A 15,241-nucleotide genomic window follows, 5' to 3' on the forward strand; every position below is an offset into this window, starting at 1 on the left:
ATAAAAACCAAAAAAGCCTTACAGACGTTTACTCCTTGAAAGAGTATAGTCTGTATGGCTTTTCGTTATAACGAGTGTAACGGTTTTATCTCATCATTTGAGCAATCAAGGAATACGCAATGATGACCAAGAAGATAATAGTGATATGGTTAATGGAGAAGATAAACATCCGTTTGGACCATTTCTCCGTTTCTTTCCGATCAAAGGTAGCCACACTGAGAATGAGCCAGGCCAAGGTAACCAGAAATGCCACAATAGCGACAAAAGGACTCATCGGCCAGAATAAAAAGCTGGATATCAGCAAGAGTACCAGATATACATTCGTCTGAATGTATGTCCGTCTAATACCTTTAACGACAGGCAACATGGGAACACCAGCCGCTTTGTATTCGTCAAAACGACGAATTGCAATGCCGTAGAAGTGAGGCATTTGCCATAGGAGCATCGTTACGACCAATGCCCAGATCTCAAAATGACCCAGTTCCGGTGAAATGGCTGCCCAACCGATAAGCGGAGGCACAGCCCCTGAAAGACTTCCCACTTCCGTGTTGTAGATCGTTGTACGTTTGGTCCACATCGTGTATGGGAACACGTAAAGCAACAGTCCCAAAATACCGAATACGGCAGCAGATGGGGAAGCGATGTACAACATGATGCCCCCGATGATGGTGATTGCAATACCGAGAATTAACCCCGACTTGGTATCTACGCGTCCCGTAACGGTAGGACGTGTCTTCGTGCGCTCCATAATCGCGTCAATGTCGCGATCATACAAGTTGTTAAACACCCCTGCTGCCCCAATAATAAGGGAAGACCCGATAAAAGAAAGAATAATTGGTACAATATTAGCTAAGATTGAAGCATCAAATACATATAAAGCCAAACTTAAACCCGCAAACATGGCGATCAGGTTGGACTTGATGATTCCGATTTTGATCGTATCGAAGAATACTTTCGGAATCGAGCTATACTCCAGGCTGATATTGGTCTGTGAACCATTGTTCAATGTTTTCAAGAACTCACTTCCTATATCTATACTTATATATTATGTCGCTATTATACCATTCAATACACTATGTGATTTAATTAACGTTTTAGTATTTAAAATAATGTCATTTGATTGTGAACAATTTAAAAACAAGGTTTTTTTTAATTGTTAAATAATTATTTCTGTGTTACAGGAGAGAAGCAGAAAATCCGTGGATAACAGTGATGTGAAGTTTGTTCTATCATTAGTAGTGTAATTGTAAATGTTCTTTTGTTCAACTCACATAGGGTGGATTGAAGAATGTAAACCAAGATATAGGTTGCAAAATGTCTGAGATTTGTATATTGTAGATATAAGATATCTTTAATGGTTTTATTTTAAATGATTTTACGTAAATCTCCGAATGATTTTTCTTAAGAGAAAGCGGAGGTTATTTTTAGAAGTCAATTAGAGATATTAAATGTCTGGAAAGGGTGAATAATATGAGTAATACGAATCAACTCTTGGATGTACTTATTATTGGTGGAGGACCAGCGGGGCTTAATGCAGCCCTTGTACTCGGCAGAGCCCGCAAGAACGTCGTAGTCATCGACGATGAGACACCGCGAAACTGGGTTACAAAGGAGACGCATGGGTTTGTGACGAGAGATGGGGCCAGTCCTCGTGAATTTCGCAAAGCGGCAAAAGAGCAGATTGCAGCATACCCTTCAGTTCAATTTGCATCGGATACGGCAGTAGCAGTTACAGGTAGTGATGGTGATTTTGTAATCCAGACTACACAGGGGACAAGCTATCGCACGAAAAAGATTTTGTTTGCAGTAGGTAAGAAAGATCTGCCTCTGGATATTAACGGATTAACAGAGGTTTATGGCAAAAGTGCGTTTGTGTGTCCATATTGTGACGGATGGGAGCTAAGAGACCAGTCGTTGGTCATCATCGTTAGTGGAGATAAGGCATTACATATGGCAAAAGTCATATCCGGCTGGACAGATCGTTATACAATCTGTACGAATGGATCAGATTCCTTAACCGATGAGGAGCGTGAAGAGCTGAAACAGCATCATGTTACTGTATTCGATGCACCAGTTAAATCCATTGACTCTGAAAAAGGAATGGTAAAGCAAGTTGTACTGAATGACGGTACAGCGATTCCATGCACGGGAGTTTTCTTCCAACCCAAACTGTTCACCGGATCAGAACTGCCGAAGGCCATCGGTTGTGATATTTCAGAATCAGGAACAGTTATCGTTGATGCTTCGGGCAAAACATCCATAGCGGGTGTGTACAGTGCAGGTGATGCAGCCTCTGAGTTGTATCAGGCCATTACGGCTGCGTCCCTGGGAGCATTGTCTGCAGTAAGTATTAATACTGAATTGAATTTTGAGAAGTGGGATGAGCCAAGTCAGCATTAGATTATATGAATCAGTGTTATAGAACCAATAGAACCATAGCGATAGCGTCACAAGTTCACACAGTAGGGGATTGCATATGCAATCCTCTACTTGTTGTTTTCAGCCTTAACGTTGAACGATTCCAAAGAGAGGGAGCAACCGGAAGAAAATTTGATATCAAGTTTAAATTGATTTATCATATTATTAAATGATAGATATAACTATCAATTATAAGCAAAGGAGAGGTCATACATGAATGAAAACAGAGCAGCCATCCCTTGGTTGGCGAATACCTTGCTCCATGACGTACAGATAAGAGGTGATCATCATGAATAATACAACTCACATACCACAGCCTAAAATGTATGGACCGCTTGGAAATCTGCCTTTGATTGATAAAAATAAACCAACGTTGTCGCTAGGTGCACTGGCTGAACAGTATGGACCGATATATCGACTTACCGTGCCCGGTTATTCCGGTTTAATCGTATCTGGGCCAGATCTTGTTGCTGAGTTATGTGATGTGTCCCGTTTTGACAAGTTTGTATACAATGAACTCGAAAACGTCCGTGCTTTTGGAGGCGATGGTTTATTCACTAGTAGAACATCAGAGCCCAACTGGAAAAAGGCCCATAACATTCTGCTTCCGACTTTCAGCAAGCAGGCCATGAAAGGTTATCATCCCATGATGGTGGATATTGCCGAACAGTTAATCAACAAGTGGGCACGCCTCAATTCCAACGATACGATTGATGTTGCAGACGATATGACACGTCTTACGTTGGATACCATTGGACTATGTGGATTCAATTATCGGTTTAACAGCTTTTACAGACAGGATCACAGTCCTTTTATTGAGAGCATGGTCAGGGCACTAAATGAAGCGATGCAGAAAAGCTCGCGTTTGAAAATTCAGAATCTGCTGATGGTCAAAACCAAACGACAGTTCCAGGACGATATTCAGACGATGTTCTCTCTGGTAGATCAAATTATAGAGGAACGTAAAGCGAGTTCAGCATCTGAAGAGGTTGACTTGCTCGCTCGTATGTTGAATGGCAAAGATCCAGGGACTGGAGAAATGCTGGATGATGAGAATATCCGTTATCAGATTATTACGTTTCTGATTGCCGGACATGAAACAACCAGTGGTTTGTTATCTTTTGCCCTGTATTTCTTATTGAACAATCCTGAATCCCTTCAAAAGGCGTACGACGAGGTAGATCAGATTTTGGTCAGTGACTCACCACAGTACGAGGAAATTCTTCAGCTTGCCTATATTCGCATGATTCTAAGTGAATCGCTACGTCTATGGCCAACAGCCCCGGGTTTTGATGTATATGCCAAAGAAGACACCGTCATAGGTGGCAAATATCCCTTGAAGAAAGGGGAGAGTTGCAGCATTCTTCTTCCCCAGCTTCACCGTGACAGAGAGGCTTGGGGAGAGGATGCGGAGCTGTTCCGTCCAGAGCGATTCGAAGATACGACGAAAGTGCCTCATCATGCGTATAAACCTTTTGGTAATGGGGAGAGAGCATGTATCGGCATGCAGTTTGCTTTATATGAAGCAACTCTTGTGCTTGGCATGGTTCTCAAACATTTTGAGCTGATCGATTATAGCAATTATGAATTGGATGTTAAACAGACGCTGACGTTGAAGCCGGGAGACTTCCGAATCCAGGTGAAAGCGCGCGCGGCTACGCAGCCGATGAATAAGGCAACTGTATATGCAAAAGAGAAACCTGATGTTGTTCATAAAAATGTAGCAAGCGACCGTCAGATGGGAGAAAATGTGTTCGTTGAAGCAGATGGTGATCCATCACTCCTGGTGTTGTATGGTTCCAATCTGGGAACGGCAGAAGGCATTGCCAGGGAACTTGTGGAGAAAGGTCGTTCGTATGGCATCCCAAGTGAAGCTGCAACTCTGAATGAATGGATGGGCCGTTTACCCCGTCAGGGGGTGGTTCTCATCGTCACTGCTTCGTATAATGGTAAACCACCACAAAATGCTACAGCATTTGTAGACTGGTTGAAGGAAGCGGAGTCAGAGGATGCACGGGATGTGAACTATGCAATTTTGGGCTGTGGAGATCGAAGCTGGTCGGGAACATACCAGAGTATTCCGCGATTAATGGATGAGAAACTTGAAAATTTAGGTGGCAATCGATTGTTATCCCGCGGTGAAGCCGATGCCGGAGGTGATATCGAGAAACAAGTCGAGGCATGGCAGCATATGTTGTGGCCGCAGGTGTTGAACGCTCTGGGAATCAACGCGGAAGTAGTGAAGCCAACCCGGCCAAGCACAAGGGGAATTCAAATGGAGTTTGTCCATCAGGAAGCTGAGATGCCGCTTGCACAAACATATGATGCCAGCTATGCCACGGTATTAGTTAATAAAGAACTTCAGGAGATGGGAAGTGGGAGAAGCACACGTCACATTGAGGTGTTGCTTCCTAAAGGTATGACCTATAGAGAAGGCGATCATCTAGGCGTGTTGCCTAACAATCAGTCGCAGAATGTGGACCGGGTTCTGAGTCGGTTCGGGTTAAGTGGAGATGTCCATGTACAATTAACTTCGGACACGAAACACCTTACACATCTTCCCCTTAACCGTCCCGTCAAGGTACAAGAGTTGCTCACTCAATGTGTGGAACTGCAAACACCTGCTACCAGAACACAGTTGCAGGAGTTGGCTAATCATACGGTATGCCCCCCTCATAAGCGTGAACTGGAAGGCATGTTGGACGAGAACGGCTATAGGGATTATATTCTTGCCCATCGAATCACCATGTTGGACCTGTTAGAAAAATATGAGGCGTGTGAGTTGCCTTTTGAAAAGTGTATTGAACTATTACCGCCGCTTAAACCCAGATATTATTCAATATCCAGCTCACCACGACTGAATTCGGAGCAAGCAAGCATAACCGTATCGGTAGTAAGAGAGCCTGCGTGGAGTGGCAGGGGCGAATACCTTGGCGTTGCCTCATCATACCTCGCCAGTTGCCAATCCGGAGAACGTATACTGATGTTTGTACGGACGCCGGAATCCGAATTTGTTCTATCGGAAGAAGCCGATGTTCCCATGATCATGGTGGGACCGGGAACGGGGGTTGCACCGTTCAGAGGGTTCCTCCAGGCAAGAGCTGTCATGAAACAGAGAGGTTTGCCGCTGAGTGCGGCGCATTTGTTCTTTGGATGCAGGGATGATTCAGATTTCATCTATCGTCAGGAGTTAGAACGATTCGAACGAGAAGGCATTGTTAAGTTACACACTGCTTTTTCTCGTGCGGAGGGCAAGCCCAAAACGTACGTACAGGATCTGATGAAAGAGGATTCCGAGCAGTTGCTTCATATGCTCATGAACAATGGAAGAATCTACGTATGTGGAGATGGAAGCCAGATGGCTCCTGCGGTGGAAGAGGCTTTGCAGCAGGCGTATCAGAAGGTGCAGGGAGCAACGAGCCAGCAAGCGAAAGAATGGCTCATTCAGCTTCAGGCTGAAGGACGTTATTTGCAGGACGTGTGGGCAGGTAATAAACGAACAGTTGAAACCTCTGAATGTATCTATTAAAACTTAAAATGAAAGAGTAGTTCACATAAAATAAATAAAATATTTTTAAAATATGAAAAATATTACATTTTGATAGAATAATATCATATTTGATGAAAATGTACTTAAATACGAAAGGGAGATGAAGATGAAAAAGAAACTTATGATTGGTCTATTAACCGTCGTTGCATGTTTCAGTCTTGGCTCCACATCTCTTGCAGCCAGTATACCTTCAACTTCAATCAATTCCAACGCTTGGTGATATTCCAATGACAGCAAGTTATAATGTTGATCCATACTGGGGACAACCTCACACTAAAATCAGTTGATGGTCAGACAGGTTACACATGGACCGTGATATACGCAGGTTATGTTAACTATTAAGTAGTAATGGAACATTGCTGTTAATCTAAAAACAGCCGTTCGATCTGGACTTTCACATCCAAATCGGCGGCTGTTTTTTAGATTAGGCACTTTGTAAGAGCGAGAAATGATTCTTATCTGGAATCCTGAATTGTTGCAGAGCTATTATTGGCACTCAGATCGGTAAGCGGATCGAAAGGAGGCCCTGTTATTGTACCTGCGAGCAGTGCAATATCCACCGCATTGACTGGACTGCCCCATGAATTTCCAGAGAAAACCATAACGGCCTGATCATTCACAAATCCTCTGGTATTATAAACTACATTACTGATGATTTCTCCAGTCGTGTTAGGGTTGAAGTATGCTGGTTGACGCAAGGAATAAAAAATATTATTGCGTACAATTAATCCGGTCATATTTCCAATCTGGGTGACGAGACCACGATTAACAACCCAACCTGAAGAGGGACCTGCTTGAGGAGGACCGAATATGGTATTGTTTTTTACGGTGTGGTTGGTTCCGCCTAATTGAATAAACTCAACAGCATAAGGATTGTCACTGGTGATCGTTAATCCGTCTACAGTTACTCCGCTTCCAATGATGGTGAAAGGGATAACAGCAGCTTGTAACAGGATAATTGTACTAGGATAGCCCATTAAAGTTACTCCTGCTTTATTAATAGTAATATTTGCAGTAATAGGGTATGTGCCACCAAGAATATGAACGGTTCCCGTTGGAGATACCGCGGTTACACCTTGTTGAATCGTTCCAAAGGGACTAGCTTGTGTTCCATTTCCACCCACCGCGCCTTGTAAAACATATACGTTAAAGGGATCGGGCAGTACAGTACCCGTAGCTCCCGTAGCTCCCGTAGCTCCAGTGGCACCAGTGGCACCAGTGGCACCAGTGGCTCCGGTGGCTCCAGTAGCTCCGGTGGCCCCGGTGGCTCCAGTAGCTCCGGTGGCTCCAGTAGCTCCAGTAATCCCCGTAGAACCAGTAACTCCGATGGCACCTGTTGCACCTGTATTACCCGTTGCACCCGTAGGGCCTTCTGGACCGCCTGATGGACCAGTATCACCCGTTGCACCCGTGACGCCCGTCGGACCTGTATCCCCAGTAGCGCCTGTTGATCCTGTAACACCTGTCGGACCTGTATCCCCAGTGGCACCCGTCACCCCTGTAACACCTGTTGAACCGGAAATACCTGTAGCTCCCGTAGGACCTGATGCCCCAGTAATGCCGGTGGCCCCCGTAATACCGACCGCACCCGTGAGACCTGTCGCTCCTGTATCCCCAGTGGCGCCCGTCACCCCTGTAACACCTGTTGAACCAGAAATACCTGTAACTCCAGAAATACCAGTAGCGCCTGTGATGCCCGTTGCCCCAGTAGATCCTGTGGCTCCAGAGACACCAGTAGGTCCTGTAGATCCTGATGCACCCGTAGCTCCAGTCGTGCCGATGGCACCAGTGAGCCCCGTTGCGCCAGTAGCACCTGTATTTCCTGTAGGTCCAGTAGGTCCTGTAAGTCCCGTAGTTCCTGTAGCGCCTGTTGTACCGGTAGCCCCGGTAGCTCCATTAAAATTCTCACTGCCAAATAATTCGGAATAAACAAGTCGATGAGCAGCAACTAAAGAGCCGGCACTGTTTTTCCCCCAAACAGAAACTAAAATGTCCTCAGGGGTTGCGCCTGTATCTGTAATAACGAATTCAAAGCTGTTGATATCGGCAAAATAACTACGTGTAGCTACTGCGCCAGGTAAAATGGTGAATTGCTCACTCACATATAAAGCTCTGGTTGTAATTAATGAATATCCCTGTATGAGTATAGTCGCGGCGTTTACAGCACTCTGATTTTCAATTTTAATTGAAACCGTCTGGGTGGGTCGTACGCCATTTACTGGACTATTATCAATAGGGCCAGTTAGCAGGATTGCCAAGTTTCTCACTCCTTTTCTCAGAAATCGTGATTATGTGTAATTCACTCACACTGATGTATGTTTATTCTGGATTAGAGAAATGTGCCCTACTTTCTGAGAAACAAATGTAAGAAAGGTAACAATAAAAAAATAAAGATGGCGTGATGAATCCATATGAAAATGCTTACATCTAAAATTTGAAATAAAAAGGATTGACAGTGCCTATTTAAGCGGGTTTAATTATATAGACCGATTGTTATAATTATTTGAAGGAAGTGGCTTTCGTTGAGTGAAAAGTCTAATGCTAGGGAGTCCATTGTCAGCACAGCAGCGAGACTGTTTTTTTCACAAGGATATCATGCGACCGGTCTGAATCAGATCATCAAAGAGAGTAATACGCCAAAAGGGTCGTTGTATCATTATTTCCCTCATGGCAAGGAAGAGCTTGCGCACGAGTGTATTCAAAAAGCCAATGAACAGATCCTGCAGACATTTGAGAAAACATTTGCAGCCCATGATAATACAGGGGACGCCATTCAGAGATTTATTCATGATTTGGCTCATGAAACAGAAGCAGCCGGGTTTACCGGATTTCTGCCATTTAGCTTCTGGGCAGCTGTGGAGACATCGTGTATTAGTCAGCAGTTGCGTATTGCATGTCAGGGTGTATTTGCAGATTGGCAGGATATCATTAAGAAACATCTGATTCTGGATGGCGTTGGTGAAGAGAAGGCGCGGGAGACTGCACTTCTGATCATTTCTTTGATGGAGGGAGCACTGATTATCAGCCTGACCAATCAGGATAAACAGCCTCTGCTGACGGCTGCTGAGTATTTGTCGGTTGTGACGAAGAACGCCAAACAGGTTCAATGAGTTATAGCAAGAGCCAGAGAAAAAGAAAGTTCGATACGTTTGAGGAGGATGGGATCGTGGAGGTTTCCATGAAGGCTGATTCTGCACAGAATCAACAAGAAACGAAGCAATACAAGGTATTTCCGATTTTGTTCGCAATGCTGCTGAGCGGCTTTATTGGTCTGTTTGGGGAAACGGCATTAAACGTGGCTTTGACGCCACTTATGGGTCTGCTTGAAGTAGGACCTACAACGATTCAATGGTTAACCACAGGTTACTTGCTTGTGTTGGGAATCCTGGTGCCGGTATCCGGTATGCTGTTGCAATGGTTTACAACCAGACAGCTATTCACAACGTCCCTGATTTTCTCCATTGCAGGCACATTTGTTGCTGCGCTTGCACCTAGCTTCGAAATTTTGTTGGTGGCACGGGTACTACAGGCTGTAGGTACAGCACTGTTGCTGCCGCTGATGTTTAACACGATATTGGTTATTTTCCCGATTGAAAAACGTGGTGCTGCCATGGGATTAATCGGTTTGGTTATCATGTTTGCGCCAGCAAGCGGGCCAAGTATCTCCGGTCTGATCCTGGCTAATCTGAGCTGGCACTGGATCTTCTGGATTTCGCTGCCGTTCTTCATTATCTCACTGGTATGCGGCTTGCTGTTCTTGCCGAATATTTCGAAATTGACCAAGCCCAAAATCGATGTACTATCCATTATCCTTTCTACTCTAGGTTTTGGTGGTATCGTATACGGCTTCAGTAGCGCAGGTGGACATGGGGATACCGGTGGGGGCTGGACAAGTCCGATCGTTGTATCCACATTGGTTGTTGGTGTGCTGTCCTTGTTACTGTTCAGCATCCGTCAGTTGAGAATGAAACAGCCTATGATGGACTTGCGTGCCTTCAAGTACCCAATGTTTACGATTGGTTTGATTCTTGTCTTCATCTGTATGATGATGATTCTGTCTTCCATGTTAATCCTGCCTATGTATCTTCAGCAGGGAATGGCTGTGACAGCGTTGACTGCTGGATTGGTACTATTACCAGGCAGCTTGTTGAATGGATTTTTATCACCAGTCATGGGACGTTTGTTTGATAAGTTTGGACCGAAATGGCTTGTGATTATTGGAATGACTGTCGTGGCAATTGTTCTGTTCTTATACACAGGTATTGAAGCGACGACTTCCCTTGGTACGATTATTACGTTGCATGTGTTCATGATGGTCGGCATTTCGATGATTATGATGCCTGCACAGACCAATGGTTTGAACCAGTTGCCTCGTGAGTATTATCCGCACGGTACTGCAATCATGAATACATTACAGCAGGTATCCGGAGCAATCGGTACTGCGGTGGCGGTAAGTATATTGAGTGCAGGGCAATCCAGCTTTCTAAGTAGTGTGGCGAATCCGGAAACCCCGGAGAATCAACTGGCAGGTTTCACATCAGGAGTACAAAACGCTTTCGTCTTTGCTTTGGTTCTGGCGATAATCGGTTTGATCACTTCACTCTTCGTAAAACGAGTCAAGGTTGGATCTACACCAGAGCAACAAGGTCCAATGCATTAATATTATACCTATGCAATATAAAGAGCGATGCGTTCCTTAACCATAAGGATGCATCGCTCTTTTATTAGGTGAAATTTATTAGTTAATAATTTGTGTTGACGTGAAACGGGTTTCAGCCATTAGAGTAAGTGTATAGCCAGTCTTCGGCAGCACAAAACATTGAATTTCTGAGCAAATACTTCATGTTCCTGCAAGATTGTATATGTTCATACTAATATAACAGGGTAATATAGAATATATTCGTGCAATTTTAATTAATCGAAAACGATTTATATCTTTTATCTTTATGCAAGGAGACCTCATTATGATAATCATTCATCCCATCGATAACACGATCGAAAAGATGCTGTTACACTACGAAAAAAATGGCCATCTCACACTACAGGCTTCGCTTATTAGTAATAGCTCGGTTGTATATAGATTGCAAGACTATTGTCTCAAGGTATACGCTTCACGAGCAAGATTGGATGGGGAGATGGAAAGTGAAGCAATTAGGTCATTGCAAAATAACCCTTATGCACCTAAATTGTATGCGTATTCACCAGGGGAGTACATCCTGACAGAGTGGATTGACGCATGTAATCTGAAACAATACCGTGCGGCGTATGGACATATTCCTCCAAGCTTGATATATGATATGTTCTCGACAGAGCTTCAGCAGATTCAAGCCGGATATTGGGATTGGGATGTTATCCGATACGAAAATTTACTTTGGACGGAAACCGGAAATGTGAAAAGAATAGACTTTTGGTTGTGTGAGCCTGTAAGAGCCAGACGCGAGAGCCTGTATGAGCAGGTCATTCAAAAGATTGAACAGATCTACAATGGGGATCGAATCGAAATGGAGGCAATGGCGCAGTATTTCATTCGTCACCAGCTTACTTCTTCAGAGATCCAGCAAGCCTTCAACGATTTCCGGTCTCAACGGCCAAGACTGGCGATAGCACAATAAATCATACTTAAAACCCCAGAGATATGGATAATCTTTGGGGTTTCTTTTTTTACTATAGCCTTGCATTACTTTGGCAGATTGTAAGTTACTTCTTCACCATAGCCAATATTTCATCGGCAACGAGGTCAGGATGATATTGATGGATGTAATGGTCGGTATCTTTAATGGTTACCTGTTTCGATTCATCTGACCAAGATTTGAATTCTGCTTGTGTTTTATCCCATTCGGGCTCACTTGCACCAAAGTAGTCAGCCGTCAGTATGGTGAGTGGAAACGCAAATGGTTGCTTGTGATCTACGACCACTTTTCCATTTTCAGCTATTTCACGCAATTCATCCAACGTGTTTTCATTACCATAGTTGTGTAGTAGGGCAGTTGTATCCAATTTTTTTAAATCTTCAGGTACAAGTTTCAGTTCATTACGGTTGGCATTGGATGTTTCGACAACCAAGTCAGATTGCATGGAGAGGCGGAATAGTCCGGTTTGGATACGTAATTTATTAGCAAAACCACCAATTGTGTCTGCCAAAGAGTCATCGTCCTTCGAATAATATTCAGGGCTTCCACCATCAATCATGACGATACCCTTAACGAGATCCGGGTATTTTTGTGCGAAACGGATGGTCTCCAGCGAGCCGAGCGAATGTCCAACTAATACATAAGGTGGCTTCTGTCCAGATACCTGCAACAACTCGTGTAATTCTTCAGCTATGGTATCAACATCACGTTTCTTATCGGTCTGATCACTGTATCCATAGCCAAATCGATCATATACAGCGAATTTTGTGTTGGGAGCGAGCTTTTCATATAATGGATAATAATCTACATAGGGATTAGCGGTACCCCAGCCGGAGGCGAGCACTACGGTTACATCGCCTTTTCCACCCGTATATAGATGCATATTTTCACCATGTACTTTGTACAACTCTCCAGGGGGCACAAGTATTTTTGCATCTTGTCTTGCACCTATTTGTTGGTAGATTACCCCTGTACCGAGAAGCAACAGAAGCACCGCCAGGTCGAATATCAAAAACTTGACTAATCTTTTACGCCATTTCTTCATGGTTTCTCACACACTCTCTCGATGTATTTTCTCAATTATATATGCCCAATCTTATACGAGAGAAAACCGTGCCTTAATTCTATCTTAATTAACCGAAAATTGAATATCACCAGCCAATGAATTAATATATAGCTACGATATGAATATATGTTATCCAAATGTTTAATCATAGATTGATTATATAGAACAGAAGGTATGAACAATGACAAAATACGAAAATCAGCTTCCGACATCAGCTGGCATGAACTTTAAGTCCTTGGTCAGTATATTGAGAGATTCCATGCGTGGAGATGTTGAGCGGAGGCCATCAGGTACGATGCCGATAGTGATGTGTGAACCTGCAGAGTCATTCAGTGCATCCGATCATCCGCAGGTTACATGGTTCGGCCACTCGGCGTTTTTGCTTGAAATCGAGGGTCACAGGTTGCTCTTTGATCCGATGCTGGGCAATCGTCCATCCCCTGTATCCTGGGTGGGTACCAAACGTTACAGCACGAATCTACCGATTCAACCGGAGGATTTCCCGGCTCTGGATGCAATCATTATATCGCATGACCATTATGATCATCTGGACTATGACTCCATTCGCAGATTGAAGGATAAAACAAAGCGATTTATCGTGCCGCTTGGCGTCCGTCGTCGACTGATTCAACTGGGCGTGCCTTCGGAGCAGATTACCGAGCATAACTGGTGGGATGAGTTATCGTTCAAGGGTCTGACATTTGCTTGTACGCCAGCACGACATTTTTCAGGCAGAGGATTATTCGACCGCAATTCTACCTTATGGTGTTCGTGGGTCATCGTTGGACAACATACAAAAGTGTTCTTTAGTGGTGACAGCGGATACGGTCCTCACTTCAAGGAAATTGGCAGTAAATACGGTCCATTTGATCTGACTTTGATGGAATGCGGGCAATATGACGAACGGTGGTCCAACATTCACATGATGCCGGAAGAGACGGTGCAAGCGCATTTGGATGTAGGTGGCCAGTTGCTTATCCCGATTCATTGGGCCGCATTTACGCTGGCTTATCATGCCTGGAATGAACCGGTCGAACGGATCACCAAGGCAGCACATGCTATGAATGTTAAGATTGCAACACCTAAAATTGGCGAGAAGGTTGTACTTCATACGGATCACTACCCTACACATCCATGGTGGAGACCGGAACTCGGTTGAAATTAAAAGCGTTCAGCTCATTCAATGAGTGGACGCTTTTTCTGTTGCATTTTACATCAGGATCGATAGGGCACTGTAGATTAACATTATACCCATCACGATATTAACTGGACGTTCATATCGCAATAGAAAGCTCTGGAATAATAGTCCACCAAAAGCCCAGGTCATATTGGCGCTAATCCCGATGAAGGTGAGCAGCAAGGAAAATGCGATAAGTTGAACATGGGATTGCCCAAGAGGCAGAACAAAAACGGATATGGCCGTAAGTCCATACAGAATGACTTTGGGATTAATGAATTGCAGGGTGAACCCAAATAGAAATGAATAATGATTCACTGTGTTTTCTTCCGTATCTGCAGGTTTGCTTCGCATAATTTTGATTGCCAGGTAAAGCATGTACACACATCCCAACAGGTTCAAAACGGGTGTGATCTTGGGGATATATTGATGCAGAATAAGGTTGAAATAGCTGGACAAAAACATAATAAGCAAGCAACCGGCTGCAACTCCACTAATAAACGGTAGGGTCTTGCGGAAACCCTTATTTCTTGCATGCGTCATGGAAATGATATTGTTGGGGCCCGGTGTAAATGATGCGATGATTGCGTATGTCACCAAAGGTATGATGTTCATGTGTCCTCCATGTCTTCTCAAGTTGTGTGATATAATAAACTAAAATGTGCGCTATAACGTATGTTCTTTATAATTGTACAATACGTACGCTATAAAGCACAACTTGTTTATATATGGAGGAGGATGGATTTTGAAGAACATTAATAATATTCTTGCCCAAAACTTGAAACAGCTTAGGGAACAAAGAAAGCTTAGTCTGGACAAGGTTGCCGAAATGTCCGGTATCAGTAAGACCATGCTGGGTCAGATTGAACGTGGCGAATCCAATCCATCGATTGCAACCGTATGGAAGATTGCCAACGGCCTGAAAATTTCTTTTACTGCTTTGATCCACGAACCGAAGTCAGATACTACCGTTGTAACGGGCGATGATATTCAAGTATTGGTGGAGGATGAGGGAAGGGTACGAATATATCCTCATTTTCCTTTTGAAGAGGGGCGGCGTTTTGAAATATATATGATGGAGATGGACTCTCAGTCTGCGTTAAATGCAGAATCGCATATCGAAGGTACGGAAGAATTTATTACGGTCTTTGAAGGGGAAGTTACGATTCGAGTTGGGACGGAAGAATATACGGTGAACCAAGGGGAATCCATTCGTTTTGGAGCGGACAAGCCTCATGCCTATGTTAACGCTGGTGCTAAGACCAATAAATTAAACATGGTTATTCATTATTCGAAGTGAACGCCAAGAGCCAACTGTGAAGGTAACGAACGATGAACGAATGTATGCATACATGAATGAAATGACAATAAAGCAGCCTGGTCATTGAACTGCACCTCCT

General features: G+C 43.9%; 11 protein-coding genes. 7 read left to right on the forward strand and 4 right to left on the reverse strand.

The annotated features are described in order from the left end of the window. Positions 1 to 85 precede the first annotated feature (85 nt). Positions 86 to 1,015, reverse strand: a complete 930-nt coding sequence (cyoE, locus tag NLBNIHML_RS00645; RefSeq protein WP_253434982.1) for a heme o synthase — start codon at positions 1,013 to 1,015, stop codon at positions 86 to 88. 455 nt (positions 1,016 to 1,470) lie between these two features. On the opposite strand from cyoE, the gene NLBNIHML_RS00650 reads away from it, so the two are divergent. Both NLBNIHML_RS00650 and NLBNIHML_RS00655 read left to right on the forward strand, forming a co-directional pair. Next, positions 1,471 to 2,400 carry an NAD(P)/FAD-dependent oxidoreductase gene (locus NLBNIHML_RS00650; protein WP_339242315.1) on the forward strand — a complete coding sequence of 310 codons (930 nt, stop codon included), beginning with the start codon at positions 1,471 to 1,473 and terminating at the stop codon, positions 2,398 to 2,400. 307 nt (positions 2,401 to 2,707) lie between these two features. Next, positions 2,708 to 5,947, forward strand: a complete 3,240-nt coding sequence (locus NLBNIHML_RS00655; protein WP_494353511.1) for a bifunctional cytochrome P450/NADPH--P450 reductase — start codon at positions 2,708 to 2,710, stop codon at positions 5,945 to 5,947. Between the two features lie 476 nt (positions 5,948 to 6,423). Here NLBNIHML_RS00655 and NLBNIHML_RS00660 read toward each other — a convergent pair whose 3' ends face one another. Continuing rightward, on the reverse strand, positions 6,424 to 8,226 hold the full coding sequence (locus NLBNIHML_RS00660) for a collagen-like triple helix repeat-containing protein (RefSeq protein WP_494353512.1): 1,803 nt from the start codon (positions 8,224 to 8,226) through the stop codon (positions 6,424 to 6,426). A 264-nt stretch (positions 8,227 to 8,490) separates the two neighbouring features. Here NLBNIHML_RS00660 and NLBNIHML_RS00665 point away from each other — a divergent pair, with 264 nt between their 5' ends. The 3 genes from NLBNIHML_RS00665 to NLBNIHML_RS00675 all read left to right on the forward strand — a co-directional run bounded on the left by NLBNIHML_RS00665 (position 8,491) and on the right by NLBNIHML_RS00675 (position 11,580). Next, complete coding sequence (locus tag NLBNIHML_RS00665) at positions 8,491 to 9,078, forward strand: TetR/AcrR family transcriptional regulator (protein ID WP_339242321.1); 588 nt, start codon at positions 8,491 to 8,493, stop codon at positions 9,076 to 9,078. A 68-nt stretch (positions 9,079 to 9,146) separates the two neighbouring features. Further along, positions 9,147 to 10,628, forward strand: coding sequence for a DHA2 family efflux MFS transporter permease subunit (locus NLBNIHML_RS00670; protein WP_339243053.1), 1,482 nt, complete (start codon positions 9,147 to 9,149; stop codon positions 10,626 to 10,628). 304 nt (positions 10,629 to 10,932) lie between these two features. After that, a complete protein-coding gene (locus NLBNIHML_RS00675; protein WP_339260908.1) occupies positions 10,933 to 11,580 on the forward strand; it encodes a serine/threonine-protein kinase in 648 nt (215 codons plus the stop codon). Between the two features lie 85 nt (positions 11,581 to 11,665). Here the strand turns inward: NLBNIHML_RS00675 and NLBNIHML_RS00680 are convergent, their stop codons facing one another. After that, positions 11,666 to 12,643, reverse strand: coding sequence for an alpha/beta fold hydrolase (locus tag NLBNIHML_RS00680; RefSeq protein ID WP_494353513.1), 978 nt, complete (start codon positions 12,641 to 12,643; stop codon positions 11,666 to 11,668). Between the two features lie 202 nt (positions 12,644 to 12,845). Between NLBNIHML_RS00680 and NLBNIHML_RS00685 the strand changes: the two genes are divergently transcribed. Beyond that, entirely contained in the window at positions 12,846 to 13,823 is a 978-nt protein-coding gene (locus tag NLBNIHML_RS00685) for an MBL fold metallo-hydrolase (protein WP_494353514.1), read from the forward strand. A gap of 51 nt (positions 13,824 to 13,874) precedes the next feature. On the opposite strand, the gene NLBNIHML_RS00690 is transcribed toward NLBNIHML_RS00685, so the two are convergent. Then, positions 13,875 to 14,456, reverse strand: coding sequence for a LysE family transporter (locus NLBNIHML_RS00690; RefSeq protein WP_339242329.1), 582 nt, complete (start codon positions 14,454 to 14,456; stop codon positions 13,875 to 13,877). A gap of 130 nt (positions 14,457 to 14,586) precedes the next feature. On the opposite strand from NLBNIHML_RS00690, the gene NLBNIHML_RS00695 reads away from it, so the two are divergent. Beyond that, the gene (locus tag NLBNIHML_RS00695; RefSeq protein ID WP_494353515.1) at positions 14,587 to 15,141 is read left to right on the forward strand and encodes a helix-turn-helix domain-containing protein; all 555 of its coding nucleotides are present in this window, start codon (positions 14,587 to 14,589) and stop codon (positions 15,139 to 15,141) included. The last annotated feature ends 100 nt before the right edge of the window (positions 15,142 to 15,241 follow it).

The sequence above is a fragment of the Paenibacillus sp. JNU01 genome (assembly GCF_059130585.1).

What these genes read in the sequence shown, in the direction of transcription:
- NLBNIHML_RS00680 (WP_494353513.1), bottom strand. Translation starts at nt 12,643, where the DNA reads ATGAAGAAATGGCGTAAAAGATTAGTCAAGTTTTTGATATTCGACCTG.
- NLBNIHML_RS00655 (WP_494353511.1), top strand. Translation starts at nt 2,708, where the DNA reads ATGAATAATACAACTCACATACCACAGCCTAAAATGTATGGACCGCTT.
- NLBNIHML_RS00650 (WP_339242315.1), top strand. Translation starts at nt 1,471, where the DNA reads ATGAGTAATACGAATCAACTCTTGGATGTACTTATTATTGGTGGAGGA.
- NLBNIHML_RS00685 (WP_494353514.1), top strand. Translation starts at nt 12,846, where the DNA reads ATGACAAAATACGAAAATCAGCTTCCGACATCAGCTGGCATGAACTTT.
- NLBNIHML_RS00670 (WP_339243053.1), top strand. Translation starts at nt 9,147, where the DNA reads ATGAAGGCTGATTCTGCACAGAATCAACAAGAAACGAAGCAATACAAG.
- NLBNIHML_RS00690 (WP_339242329.1), bottom strand. Translation starts at nt 14,456, where the DNA reads ATGAACATCATACCTTTGGTGACATACGCAATCATCGCATCATTTACA.
- NLBNIHML_RS00675 (WP_339260908.1), top strand. Translation starts at nt 10,933, where the DNA reads ATGATAATCATTCATCCCATCGATAACACGATCGAAAAGATGCTGTTA.